This window comes from Trichococcus shcherbakoviae (assembly GCF_963666195.1).
GTDB lineage: Bacteria > Bacillota > Bacilli > Lactobacillales > Aerococcaceae > Trichococcus > Trichococcus shcherbakoviae.
Map to the genome: position 1 here is coordinate 1,098,420 of NZ_OY762653.1, position 12,064 is coordinate 1,110,483.

A 12,064-nucleotide genomic window follows, 5' to 3' on the forward strand; every position below is an offset into this window, starting at 1 on the left:
AATTTGGGATAAGCAGTCGAGCTGCACTCAGCAGGCCTTTCCCGACGCGGTTTTTTCATTTCAGCCTTGAAGGTTGCGCATGCTATACTTAACAAAAGAACAACATCTTACTGGGGGAATAGCTATGTGTCTGATTTCGTTGCAACTCAGCCAAAACGCTTCTTACAAATTGATTCTCGTGGCCAATCGGGATGAGCAATATGACCGCCCATCCTTGCCTGCGCACTTCTGGCCGGAGTATCCCGATTTGTTGGCGGGGAAAGATTTGAGCGCCCGCGGCACTTGGCTCGGGATCACCAAACAAGGAAGGATCGCTGCAGTGACCAATAGTTATTTGACGACCACCCAGGAATCCGACAAAAAACTGTCCCGCGGCAACCTGGTGATGGATTACCTGACCGGCAGCATGGGCCCCAACGAATATTTGGATCAGGTCAGGCAACAGCGGACCGACTACAACGGCTTCAATCTGATTGTCGGTTCGAGCGACAGTCTCCATCATTACAACAATATTTTGGACGAAATCAGCATCATTCAAACAGGCAACCATGCCGTCAGCAACGCCACGCTCGATACACCATGGCCAAAAGTCACCCTCACCAAAGCGGCAATGGCCGAACTGGCTTCTTCATCCGAGTTGGACGAAGAGGCCATCTTCCGCATCATGGCGGACCGGACGCCCCCGTCGGATGACCAACTGCCTGATTTGCCGCTGGATTTGCCGATTTTGCGTGCCGTTTCCGCCAATTTCATCCGGACGGAACGCTACGGCACCCGTTCCACGACACTGATCCTCATTGACCATTCCGATCGGGTGACTTTCGTGGAAAGATCTTACCTGCAGGACGGGACCAGCAGTGACGTCCGTTTCAACTTTCAATTGATGGCTGAAGAAAAATGAATCGAGTAGGAGGAGCCAAAGGCTCCGACCTCTCACACCACCGTGCGTACGGTTCCGTACACGGCGGTTCAATAACTTAAGTATCTACGCTGGTATAGTTGATTGAGGTCTTTCAGACCCCAACTAGCCAGCCTTTTTTTGTTAATGGCCCGGTGAATGGTCTGGTTCTTAGACATTCTCCAGTAGCCTTTACGGGAATTCGCAACTTTCCAAGCTTCTTCTCTATCAATGCCATAATGGATAGGTTACACTTAACTGGACAAATTCATTGAGGTCTATATAATAGAACTTAATATAATCAAAAGGAGAATATAATCCCCATGACACCACGTCCAAGAAGAACCTATACCGATGACTTCAAAAACCAGATGGTACTCCTCTACCAAAACGGCAAGCCGCGAAAAGACATATTGGCCGAGTATGAGTTGACCGCATCAGCTTTCGACAAATGGGTACGCCAATCCCAATCGTCGGGCTCATTTAAGGAAAAAGACAACCGTACTCCCGAACAGGAAGAAATGATACGCCTACGTAAAGAAAATGAGCGCCTAAGGATGGAAAATGATATTTTAAAGCAAGCGGCGCTGATACTCGGACAAAAATAAAAGTTATCCAGGCAAATGCCGGTAAATACCCAGTATCAGCGATGTGCGAATGCCTAGATATCGCCAGAAGTACCTATTACTACGAAGCCAAGAGTAGCCCATCCGATGATGAATCGCTAACAGAAGAAATCCAGGAAATCTTCCGAGCCAATCGGCGTACCTATGGCACGCGGCGGATCAAGAAAGAGCTGTCCAAAAAAGGTAAAGTCGTTTCTCGCAGGAAAATCAGCCGCATCATGAAGAAGTTGGGACTACAATCCTGTTACACGGTAGCCCACTATAGGGTCCATCAACCGAAGAGCAATGAATCGGATCTGGGGAATACGCTGAACCGTGAATTCAAAACAGCCAATCCACATGGCGCAATCGTTAGTGACCTGACTTACGTCAGAGTTGGGAAGAAGTGGAACTACTTGTGTGTCCTGCTCGATCTGTACAACCGAGAAATCATCGGTTATTCGTGTGGTGAGTACAAAACGGCAGAGTTGGTCCTGCAAGCTTTCCATACAGTCAAGGCCCCTTTGTCGTCCATTCAGCTCTTTCATACGGACAGGGGCAGCGAGTTCGATAATCAACTGATTTCTAAACTATTGGATACTTTCGACATCGTCCGCTCCCTCAGCGCCAAAGGTTGCCCTTACGACAACGCTGTTGCCGAAGCGACCTTCAAATCAATCAAGACAGAATTCGTATACCAAGAAACATTCGAAACAATAGCAGAACTTCAGATTAAGTGGTTTGACTATGTGCATTGGTACAATCATATCCGTCTGCACAGCACATTGGACTACATGGCCCCTGTGGAGTACCGCCGCCAATTGGCGGAAGCAAACTGCGAATAAAACAAGACGAGGCTGGCTTGCGTACCATTGACATGGAGGGGCGGCAGGATAGGCTTTGGGGCTGGCCCATATTTCGATTCTTGAAAATTTGGAGACAGGCCAGTTTATCCTACCGCCAGAGGCTCCGTGTCAATGGCAGCCGTGTATACCCTCAAATCATTTTTGACACCTTATTATTTTTGTCCGAAAAAGTGTTGACAGTCCATAACGCATCAATCCGTAGAAGCGGGTAGAGACTCTTTTCCATCTCTTCCAAATTAGCTGCCTTAGTCGATGATTCAGCCATTGAGCCGTTTCCCTGATAAAGTTTTTCATATCACCAATGCCATAGTAGTTTATCCATCCTTGCGTATACTGATTGATTTCTTTTACTATGTCTTGAAAGGTTCCTGGTCGTTTCCGACTGGTTAGCTGTTTTAATCGTTTTCGGAATTTCTGTTTAGCCGTCTTATGTGGACGGCTTCTGACTTTCCCATCGTTTTCCAAATGGTGAACCCAAGGAATTTAGCACTACCTGGGGTAGTGACTTTACTCTTATCGGTATTCACCGTCAGTTTCAGTTTCTTCTCAAGGAAGGTAGTGACACTAGCTAGCACCCGTTCTCCCGCACGAGGAGTCTTGGTGTATATGCAGAAATCATCCGCATAACGAACGAAGCGATGGCCACGTTTTTCCAATTCCCTATCCAGCTGATTGAGATAGATATTGGCTAATAGCGGGGAAATTACCCCTCCTTGAGGGGTGCCTTTGTAGGATTGGATAAACACATCCTGTTCCATGATGCCAGAACGAAGAAAACTCCAGATTAACTTCAGTACAATCTCGTCTTGTATGAATTCCCTCAGATACACCATCAGTTTTTGATGATTGACTGTATCGAAATAATTCTTCAAGTCACAATCGACGATTGTTTTGTATCCTTCTTCAATGTATTTCTCAGCTTGTTTAATTGCATCATGCGCGCTTCTTCCTTTTCGAAAACCGAAACTATACCTGGAAAAGTTTGGGTCAAACAGCGGTTCAATTATCTGTAAGATAGCCTGTTGAACAACTCTATCTCTCACTACAGGAATTCCCAGATTACGCATACTGCCATTTTCCTTGGGTATGGATACCCGCTTGACCGGTTGTGGCTTGTAGGTCCCATCCAACAATTTTGCAATGATCGCCTTTTGGTACTTGCCCATATGTTCATCTATTTCCTGAACCGTGATGCCATCAATACCTGCAGCGCCTTTGTTTTTGTAGACTTTCTCGCAGGCAATGACTAAATTCCTTGGTGTTGCGATTCTCTCGATTAACGTGATACCATCTTGTTTCTTCATATCCATGCTGTATCTCTCTACGCTTCTCCATATCTCTTTCGTTTCCAACTTATCCCTTCTGGAGATAGCCGCCATTTCGGTCTATACCACGACGTTTTCTGTAGTGCCGAGATACATTCACCTCCTTGTTTCTATCAAGATTATTATTGTTCAGCCCTTCGTGACCCTATGGTCACTACTATGGCTTCTGCTGACTTCTTATGACAAGCTTTACTCCATGATTCCTCATGTCCATAAGACCTCCCCGGGTAAGAATGATAACCTTCCACTCGTGTCACTGCCTCATTTACTGTAAGAGATTCGTGCAGTATAGGATTTTACTTTGTACAGCAAGCTCGTCCGTCTCTATCCAGCCTTATATGAGATTTCTGTTCGTCAGTGCGAGTATTTGCGTCCGACTTCCTTCAGATTCCACCTCACGGTGGACACCCTTGTCATTCGCTAACAGTTCCTACTGCAAAGCCTGTAGTGGACTTTCACCACCAAGTTATCACCCATGCCGGGCACACTGCAACAAAAGATGCGGCCGGGATTCCGATTCCCGGCCGCATCTTTTTTGTTAAAGATAGTATTTTCTGATGATCGTCAGGTCATCATTCAACTCATAGACCAATGGTTGTCCGGTAGGGATTTCCAAAGCCATAATCTCATCATCGGGTATCTCTTCAAGATATTTGATCAATGCCCGCAAGGAGTTCCCGTGGGCCGCCACCAGTACCGTTTTTCGGTCCAGAACCGCTGGAGCGATCTGATCTTCCCAAAACGGTATGACACGTTCCAAAGTGGTCTCCAAATTTTCCCCCATCGGAATGATCCGTTTCTGCAGGTTGGCGTAGCGGCGATCCTTGACCGGCGACAGCGGATTATCCGGATCCATCAGCGGCGGCAACGTGTTATAGGAGCGCCGCCATTTCAGAACCTGGTCTTCTCCATATTTTTCGGCTGTTTCCTGTTTGTTCAGTCCTTGCAGATCGCCATAGTGCCGCTCATTGAGTCGCCAGCTTTTCACTTCCGGTATCCATAATTGATCCATTTCATCCAGAACAATATGGCAGGTCTTGATCGCTCGTTGCAGTACGGATGTGAACGCCATATCAAATTCAATCCCGGCTTCCTTGAGTTTCCGGCCGGCTTCTTTCGCTTCCGTGACACCCTGTTCACTCAAGTCGACATCCGTCCAGCCCGTAAACAGGTTCAACAAGTTCCACTCGCTTGCCCCATGACGAATCAAAATTATTTTCCTCATCACCATCACCACTTTCCGCCTGTATTTTTCTTTCATTATACTGCTACAAGCGGTGCGGTTCACGTTTAAGGCCTTCAGTTGCCACCGCGGATGGCTTTCACCATTTCCGCTACGAAGGCACCTACCGGTTTGGGCGAATCTTTTCCGTATTTTTCCATGATGTTGATGATTGCGGAACCGATGATGACGCCATCACCGACTTCGCTCATGGCTTTGGCTTGTTGCGCGTTGGAAATCCCGAAGCCGATGGCGCAAGGGATATCGCTGATTTTGCGGATTTCGGCCAGCATGCTGCCGATGTCGGTCGTGATGTCGCTGCGGACGCCGGTTACCCCCAAGGAAGAAACGACATACAAGAAGCCTTCCGCTTCTTTGGCAATCATGGCGATACGTTCCGCAGATGAAGGAGCCACCATGGAAATGTAGGTAATGCCATGTTCCCGGCAAGCATCCTGGATGAAGCCCTTCTCCTCGAACGGAACGTCCGGGATGATGATGCCGTCGACACCGGTCTCTTTGCAGCGCGCCATGAATTTATCGATGCCGTAGACGAACACCGGGTTGATGTAGGTCATGAAGACGAAAGGTGTATCGATTTCGGTGCGCAATTCAGTGACCATCTGGAAAATATCGTCCGTATTGATGCCGTTCGCCAAAGCCCGCTCATCCGCCTTTTGGATGGCAGGACCTTCCGCAACCGGATCGGAGAACGGGATGCCGATTTCGACGATGTCCGCTCCGTTCGCAACGATTTCCCTGATCAGTTCCTTCGTGGTTTCCAAGTCAGGATCCCCTGCAGTCACGAAAGGTATGAATGCCTTGTGCTTGAAGGCAGCTGTGATTTTATTCATGGATGTCCACTCCCTTGTATCTTGCGATTGCTGCGACGTCCTTGTCGCCACGGCCCGACAAACAGATGACGATGATTTTTTCCGGATCCAACGTCGGCGCCAAATCCATGGCGTGCGCGATCGCATGCGAACTTTCGATTGCCGGGATGATCCCTTCCATCCGCGCCAGGTATTCAAAGGCAGCGACAGCCTCGTCATCGGTCACCGAAACGTACTCAGCGCGGCCGCGGTCATAGAGATCCGCATGCTCGGGCCCGATGCCCGGGTAGTCCAAACCTGCAGATATCGAGTAAACGGGAGCGATCTGGCCGTATTCATCCTGGCAGAAATACGATTTCATGCCGTGGAAAATGCCCGGCGTACCGGTTGCGATTGTCGCAGCCGTATCTTGCGTGTGGATGCCTCTGCCGGCAGCTTCGCAGCCGATCAGCCGCACGCTTTCGTCGCCGATGAAGTCGTAGAAAGTCCCGATCGCATTCGAACCGCCGCCGACGCAAGCCATCACGACATCCGGTAGCCTGCCTTCCGCCTCGGCCATCTGGGCTTTGGTCTCTTCCCCGATGATCTTCTGGAAATCGCGGACCATTGTCGGGAATGGATGCGGCCCCATGACCGAGCCGATGCAGTAATGCGACTCTTCAAACGTGGAAGCCCAATCCTTCATCGCTTCGTTGACCGCGTCCTTGAGGGTGGCGGTCCCGCTCGTCACGGGAATCACTTTCGTGCCCAACAATTCCATCCGGAACACATTCAAAGCTTGGCGTTGGGTATCCTCTTCGCCCATGTAAACGACGCACTCCATATCCAAAAGCGCAGCTGCTGTGGCCGTTGCCACGCCATGTTGGCCGGCGCCTGTCTCGGCGATGATCCGTTTCTTGCCCATCTTTTTGGCCAGCAACACTTGGCCGAGCGCATTGTTGATCTTATGCGAGCCCGTGTGGTTAAGGTCTTCGCGTTTCAGGTAGACTTTCGCCCCGCCGAGGTTCTTCGTCATCTTTTCCGCGAAATAGAGGCGGGATGGCCTGCCTGCGTAGTTGTCCAACAGATCGTTCAATTCTTTTTTGAATTCCGGATCCTCACTGAATCGGAAAAAAGCTTCCGACAATTCTAAGCAAGCGTTCATCAACGTTTCGGGAATGAACTGTCCCCCGTGTGCACCAAAATAACTTTTCATTTTATTGACCTCCCAATGATTTCCATTACTGCTTTGATTTTTTCAAAATCCTTCACGCCGTCCGTTTCGACGCCGCTCGAGATGTCCACTGCGTATGGTTGAACTTTTTGGATGGCTGCTTCGAGGTTGCCTGCATGCAGGCCGCCCGCCAGGAAGAATGGGTGCGTCGCTTCTTTCAGCAAATCCCAGTTGAATGTCTTTCCCGTTCCGCCGGCCACACCGCTTTGGTACGTGTCATAGAGGAGGATATCGGCAGCGTATTCCTTCTTGACATCGGCGGCGTCCTTGACCGCGACCGCTTTGATGATCGGAAGCGTGATCCGCTTGCCCAACTCTTCTATATAAGTGTTATCCTCATCGCCGTGGAGCTGCACGATCTGGATTGCCCGGCTCTCAACGATTGCGACGATGTTTTCGATCGGTTCGTTGACGAAGACGCCGACTGCCGGAATGGCATCAATCAAGGCTGCCCTGATTTGCAGCGCCTGCTCCAACGAAATCTGGCGCTTGCTGGGAGCGAAAATGAAGCCTGCAAAATCCGGGCGCAGCTCGTTCAGCATTTCGGCATCCGCTACTCGCTTCAGGCCGCAGATTTTCACCTTGACCATCAGCCGATTCCCCGCAGGCGATCGAGCATGCCTTTTTTGTCTGGAGAAACCATCATCGTTTCGCCGATCAGGATGGCATCGACGTTGCCCTCTTCCAATTCGATGACTTGCTGTCTTTGCGAAATGCCGCTTTCGGCCACGAAAAGGATATCATCAGGCACCAGTGCACGCAGCCTGATGGATTGCTGGATGTCCACTTTGAAAGTCTTCAAGTCTCTGTTGTTGACGCCGACGATCTTCGGATTCGTCCGCAACGCTTTCAGGAGTTCTTCTTCGGTGTGGGCCTCCACCAGGGCTGAAAGCCCCAGTTCGCGGGCCAAGCGTTGGAAAGCATCCAACTCTTCCTCGTTCAGGATGGTCGCGATCAACAGTACGGCATCCGCGCCGATGACCTTCGCCTCATAGATTTGGTAGGCATCGATGATGAAATCTTTCCGGATGACCGGAAGCGATACTGCCTGTTTTATTTCCGTCAGGAAGCGGTTTTCGCCTTGGAAAAAATCGGGCTCTGTCAATACCGAGATTGCGGATGCTCCCGCTTCTTCGTAGGCCTTGGCGATTTCGAGGTATGGGAAATCCTCCACAATCACGCCTTTCGAAGGGGATGCCTTCTTGCATTCGCAGATGAAACGGATCCCTTCACCGGTCAGCGCCTGCTCGAATGGGAAATCCTGATTGATCGGCATCGCCAAGGCGGCTTGCTTCATTTCTTCCAATGGGATTGCCTGTTTGGCTTTTTCCACGCGTATTTTTGTCGCTGCTATGATCTCGTCCAATATCATTTTGTCGCCTCCTGTGATGCAGTGATAAATTGCTTTAATTTCCCCAGTGCCGCTCCGCTGTCAATGAGTTCGGCAGCACATTTGATGCCGTCAGCGATCGTATAATCGTCGTTGGCCAGATAAATGGCCATACCGGCGTTCAAAAGTACGGTATCGCGCTTCGGTCCCTTTTCGCCGCTCAAGATAGCCAAGGCGATTGCGGCATTCTCAGCCGGTTCTCCGCCCACCAGATCTTCGTTAGTGCAGTACTCGAAACCGTAATCTTTCGGATCGAACTTGAAGTGGGTGACTTTGCCGTCACGAAGCTCCGCGACTTCCGATGTTGTGGTCAAAGTGATTTCATCCAGACCGTCATTTCCGCCGAATACCAATGCCCGTTCCATCTGCAATTGGTTCAGTACCTCAGCCATCGTATCCACTAGCGCGACATCGTATACACCGAGTAATTGCATGTTCGCATTGGCCGGGTTCGCCAATGGCCCCAGGACGTTGAAGATCGTCCGGACGCCCATTTCTTTCCTGACGGGTGCCGCATGCTTCATCGATGGATGGTATTTTTGGGCGTACATGAAGCACATCCCGATTTCTTCCAGCATCGCTTCGCTGTGTTGCGCACTGGCTTCGATGTTCACGCCTAATTCTTCCAGCACATCCGCGCTGCCGCATTTGCTTGAGGAGCTGCGGTTGCCGTGTTTCGCCACCGGGATCCCTGCGGCTGCGATGACAAAGGATGAGACGGTTGAGATATTGAAAGTGAAGGATTGATCGCCGCCGGTTCCGACGATGTCCAATGCCGTCTTCTTGGTTCGTACTTTATTGGAAAAATCCCGCATCACTTCAGCGGAAGCACTGATTTCTCCGGCCGTCTCGCCTTTCATCCGCATAGCAGTCAGGTAAGATGCAATCTGGACCGGACTGGCTTGACCGCTCATGATTTGGTGCATGATGGTCTTCGTCAATTGCGGAGAAAGCTCTTCTTTTTTCACTAGTTTATCGATAGCGGCTTTCATGCTGTCTTGCGGGAGAATTTCTTCGGTCTGTTTCGTCTCTTTTATCTCTAGCATTTCATTCACCTCATCATTTTTTGTGTACAAAAAAAGCCCTTGTCCCCCCTTTAAAGGGACAAGAGCTTGTATTCTCCTGCGATACCACCCAAATTGACGATAATAATCGCCCACTCGTTCACATACCAACATATGTGCCTGTCTGTTAACGGACCAGGTTCCCCGTTTGCCCCTACTCTTTTCAAGGCAACCCTCTCAAGTCCATTCGGCATCCCCTTCGCTATCGCACTCTCACTGGCGGCGACTCTCTGGAAACAAGGTATGATGCGTACTTCTCTTGATTATCGGTTTTATTAGATGGAAATGATTTTTCTAACGTTTTCTTAATGTTGGGATTATTTTAACGCATCGCTGACCTTCCGTCAACTGTTTTATTTAAAAAAATTGGCAAGCTCGAATGTTTCCCGCTCCGGTGCGGTTTTGGTAGAATGGATACACAATAACTTGGAAAGGATGTGTTCCGACTGAAACAATCCGACAAACTTTACTCGATGGCACCCGTCATCGATTCCCAAGCCCATGTCCTGATTCTGGGATCGATGCCCGGCGCAAAGTCGCTGGAAGCACAGCACTACTACGGGAATCCGAGGAACCATTTCTGGGAAATCATTTTCTCCATACTCGGGGAAGATGATCCGGTGACCTACGAAGACCGCCTATCGCTGCTGAAAAAGCATCACGTCGCCCTCTGGGATGTCATCCACTCCTGTTACCGTGAGGGCAGCCTCGATTCGGCCATCAAAGAGGAATATCCTAACGATCTGAACAGCCTTCTGCGCGATCATCCCCAGATCAGGGCCATCGCCTTCAATGGCGGAAAAGCTTACCGTAGCTACAAAAAGCACTTCGGTCTGGCTGAGGACTCCGGCTTGGTCTACCTGCCGCTCCCCTCGACCAGCCCCATGCGCGGCAAACATGTCAAATCGTTGCCGGAAAAACTGGAAGCTTGGTCGGTGTTGGAGGAGTATCTTTGATGAATACGGAAGTCCGAATATATCCGAAGATGTCCGATATCGCTGATGAATCGGACAACCGACATTTGGCTTGGGCACTCGTTGTCCGATATTACTGTTGAATCGGACAACCGCTGTTCGGCGTGGACGCTCGTTGTCCGATATCGCTGATGAATCGGACAACCGACATTTGGCTTGGGCACTCGTTGTCCGATATTACCGTTGAATCGGACAACCGACGTTTGGCTTGGGCACTCGTTGTCCGATATTACTGTTGAATCGGACAACCACAGCCCAATCATCATGCAAAAAGGCTGCCTCGAGAGACAGCCTCCTTCTTCAATTTATCAATCCCCTCATTTTCGGTGAAATTGTTTTCTTGCGATCACAGCGAAAGTTCCACCTACAATCATAATCGCTAGCCCCATCGTAAGATAGGCGATCCGGAAATCCAACAGATCGATGACGCCGCCGATTACTGGGAAAAGGATTATCATGCAGAGGCTGTAGGCCATGCTGTTCGCACTCAAAAGCGTCGCCCGTTCTTCGGAAGTGATCAACTGATTGATGTAGGCGCTCGCGATCGTCGGCGACACCGCGGAAAAAATGATCGAAAGTACAAATCCAGCAAAGATCAGCAGCTGATTCCCCAATGCCGAGAGCAGTAACGACAACGAAACAACTACGGGAAAAACATAAGGAATACGGTTTTTGCGGAGTTTTTGCTCGATGGATGGAGAAAATTTTGCTCCAAAGATGCCGAACAGGGCGGCTGCAAACAGATAGAGACTCGTACCCTTGCCGCTGTAGCCCAACAGAGACAGATATTTCTGGAAATAGAAATAATAAGTCGCCGCAAAGCTGTCCAGCAAGGCAAAAAAAAGTATCCAGGCCCGAAGCTCTTTATGCCGCTTCAGCAACTGCCAAGCATTCCCCAATATACGGGTGTAGGACTGCCCCACTTTTTCGGAAAATCCGACTGTTTCATCCAACTGCGGATCCAGTCGCTTGATTGGCTCTACCATGCGGTAAATCAGGAACATATTCAGTAAGCAGAGCATGATATTAACCATATATACGGCTTGGAAATAAGTATCAGCCAAAATACCGGCAAGAATCACCCCGCTTTGGGCACTGATTTCGATCAGGAAATTGATGTGCGCCAGCTTGTCCAGATAGCCGCTTTCCTCGTCCAATCCTTTCATGCTTTCGAAGACCAGCGCTTCGTAGGTCCCCGAGTTGAAGTTGTAGGAAAGCGCCGAGAACGCGAAAGCAACTGCAAAATGTGAGAAACTCTGACCATAAATCATCCCAATCGAGCTGATGATGGCCATCACTTTTCCGAACAACAGGATTTTTTTGTAGCCAAAACGGTCCGCCAAAGCACCTGAAGGCACTTCGAACACAAAACTCGTTATATGGAAGATAGCCTCCAGAAAGCCTATTTGCACCAATGTCATCCCTTTGAATGAACTCAGATATAGGAGCCATAAAGAGGTGATGCCAAAATATTGGATGAAGGCATATTTTTTCGCCAGAGATATATTTTTATGTAATGATGTATGATTGTCCATTTGAAAGTCCCTTCTTTTCTTGCAAAAAAATAGCTATGGGAGGCCCCATAGCCGGACTTATCGCTTTGTTCAGGATAAGCAGCAAGAAGCGTATTGTTGTTTGAATTTTTTTGATTTTTGGGCAGACTCCACCCCTTGA

The 12,064-nt window shown here is 49.4% G+C and carries 12 protein-coding genes and 1 other annotated feature; of the genes, 3 read left to right on the top strand and 9 right to left on the bottom strand.

The window, feature by feature from the left end:
• Positions 1–79: 79 nt before the first annotated feature.
• Positions 80–901: an NRDE family protein gene (locus tag ACKPBX_RS05060; RefSeq protein WP_319996165.1), complete on the top strand. Its 822-nt coding sequence runs from the start codon at positions 80–82 to the stop codon at positions 899–901.
• Positions 902–1,221: 320 nt separating this feature from the next.
• Positions 1,222–2,348 (top strand): IS3 family transposase gene (locus ACKPBX_RS05065; protein WP_319995477.1). Its coding sequence is split into 2 segments (ribosomal slippage): positions 1,222–1,471 and positions 1,471–2,348, totalling 1,128 coding nucleotides; the frame shifts between segments, so codons are not numbered across the junction.
• 156 nt (positions 2,349–2,504) lie between these two features.
• Here the strand turns inward: ACKPBX_RS05065 and ACKPBX_RS05070 are convergent.
• The 8 genes from ACKPBX_RS05070 to trpD form a co-directional block, all read right to left on the bottom strand.
• The gene (locus ACKPBX_RS05070) at positions 2,505–2,834 is read right to left on the bottom strand and encodes a group II intron maturase-specific domain-containing protein (RefSeq protein WP_319996166.1); all 330 of its coding nucleotides are present in this window, start codon (positions 2,832–2,834) and stop codon (positions 2,505–2,507) included.
• Complete coding sequence (gene ltrA / locus ACKPBX_RS05075; protein ID WP_319996155.1) at positions 2,765–3,721, bottom strand: group II intron reverse transcriptase/maturase; 957 nt, start codon at positions 3,719–3,721, stop codon at positions 2,765–2,767. The genes ACKPBX_RS05070 and ltrA overlap by 70 nt, the downstream gene beginning before the upstream one ends.
• Positions 3,722–4,232: 511 nt before the next feature.
• Entirely contained in the window at positions 4,233–4,919 is a 687-nt protein-coding gene (gene gpmA / locus ACKPBX_RS05080) for a 2,3-diphosphoglycerate-dependent phosphoglycerate mutase (RefSeq protein ID WP_086627507.1), read from the bottom strand.
• 74 nt (positions 4,920–4,993) lie between these two features.
• A complete protein-coding gene (gene trpA, locus ACKPBX_RS05085) occupies positions 4,994–5,770 on the bottom strand; it encodes a tryptophan synthase subunit alpha (protein WP_119092312.1) in 777 nt (258 codons plus the stop codon).
• On the bottom strand, positions 5,763–6,944 hold the full coding sequence (gene trpB, locus ACKPBX_RS05090; RefSeq protein WP_319996167.1) for a tryptophan synthase subunit beta: 1,182 nt from the start codon (positions 6,942–6,944) through the stop codon (positions 5,763–5,765). The genes trpA and trpB overlap by 8 nt, the downstream gene beginning before the upstream one ends.
• Complete coding sequence (locus ACKPBX_RS05095; RefSeq protein ID WP_319996168.1) at positions 6,941–7,552, bottom strand: phosphoribosylanthranilate isomerase; 612 nt, start codon at positions 7,550–7,552, stop codon at positions 6,941–6,943. The genes trpB and ACKPBX_RS05095 overlap by 4 nt, the downstream gene beginning before the upstream one ends.
• Entirely contained in the window at positions 7,552–8,334 is a 783-nt protein-coding gene (gene trpC / locus ACKPBX_RS05100; protein WP_319996169.1) for an indole-3-glycerol phosphate synthase TrpC, read from the bottom strand. The genes ACKPBX_RS05095 and trpC overlap by 1 nt, the downstream gene beginning before the upstream one ends.
• On the bottom strand, positions 8,331–9,398 hold the full coding sequence (trpD, locus tag ACKPBX_RS05105) for an anthranilate phosphoribosyltransferase (protein ID WP_233436724.1): 1,068 nt from the start codon (positions 9,396–9,398) through the stop codon (positions 8,331–8,333). Before trpD ends, trpC begins: the two co-directional genes overlap by 4 nt.
• A gap of 51 nt (positions 9,399–9,449) precedes the next feature.
• Positions 9,450–9,692 (bottom strand) — a binding site (T-box leader).
• A 161-nt stretch (positions 9,693–9,853) separates the two neighbouring features.
• On the opposite strand from trpD, the gene ACKPBX_RS05110 reads away from it, so the two are divergent.
• Positions 9,854–10,372, top strand: coding sequence for a DNA-deoxyinosine glycosylase (locus tag ACKPBX_RS05110; RefSeq protein WP_319996170.1), 519 nt, complete (start codon positions 9,854–9,856; stop codon positions 10,370–10,372).
• Between the two features lie 335 nt (positions 10,373–10,707).
• Here the strand turns inward: ACKPBX_RS05110 and ACKPBX_RS05115 are convergent, their stop codons facing one another.
• Positions 10,708–11,925: an MFS transporter gene (locus ACKPBX_RS05115; protein ID WP_319996171.1), complete on the bottom strand. Its 1,218-nt coding sequence runs from the start codon at positions 11,923–11,925 to the stop codon at positions 10,708–10,710.
• Positions 11,926–12,064 lie beyond the last annotated feature (139 nt).